Origin of the sequence: Bradyrhizobium mercantei, from assembly GCF_001982635.1 — a bacterium.
GTDB lineage: Bacteria > Pseudomonadota > Alphaproteobacteria > Rhizobiales > Xanthobacteraceae > Bradyrhizobium > Bradyrhizobium mercantei.
Window position 1 is genome coordinate 1 of sequence record NZ_MKFI01000049.1, and the last position, 868, is coordinate 868.

1 protein-coding gene is annotated in these 868 nt (G+C 62.9%); it reads left to right on the forward strand.

Annotated elements, in window-relative coordinates; translation table 11 throughout:
- On the forward strand, positions 1-767 hold a 767-nt coding region (locus BI327_RS40835), incomplete at its 5' end, for an IS5 family transposase (RefSeq protein WP_076867249.1).
- Positions 768-868 lie beyond the last annotated feature (101 nt).

The following is an 868-nucleotide window of genomic DNA, read 5'->3' on the forward strand; positions in this document are numbered from 1 at the left end:
TGGTGGACCGCCTGTCGTTTCGGCGCTTTCTGGGCCTGTCGCTGAGTGAGCCGGTACCAGATCATTCCACCCTTTGGCGTTTCCGCGAACAGTTGGCCAAGAGCGGGTTGGCGGAGCGCGCCTTTGCCTTGATTACGGGGCAGATCGAGAGGTCTGGCTACGTCCTGAAGCACGGCACATTGATCGACGCTTCGCTGATCCGCTCGGCGGTTAATCCGCCCGAACCACCGGATCCCGATTTGCCCCCGGATGCGGACGGGCGGCCCGCCAGCAAGCTGGTCAAAAGCGCTCACGATCCTGATGCCGCCTGGACCAAGAAGGACGGCAAATATGCCTTCGGCTACAAGATGCACGTGGCGATGGACCAAGGCAGTCGCATCATCCGCCGCCTSGCCTTCACACCAGCCAATGTCAACGACACGGTGCCAGCCGACGGGCTGATCTGCGGCGACGAGGCAACGGTCTACGCTGACAAGGCCTACGACACCATCGCGCGCCGTGTGCGTTTGAAGCAGATGGATATTCGCGACGGCATCATGCGCAGACACAACCGCTGGCTTCGCTTGGGGCCTTGGGCGGTGCGCCGTAACGCGGTTATCTCGCATCGACGCGCCCCGATCGAGCCGTTGTTTGCATTGCTCAAGCGCGTCTATGGCCTCGCGCGCGCCCGCTATCGGGGCCTGACGCGCAATGCGGCAGCCTTCCAACTCGCAGCGATCGCGATCAATCTCCAGCGATGGGCGAGGACGCCACTCCACGTCGTCTAACCAAACCAGCCATCATGGCTCACCAACCCGAGCCACCCAACCGACCCACACCAATACCCCCAAGCTCCCGCCGATGCGATCGACTTTCGCAAAGCCCTCGC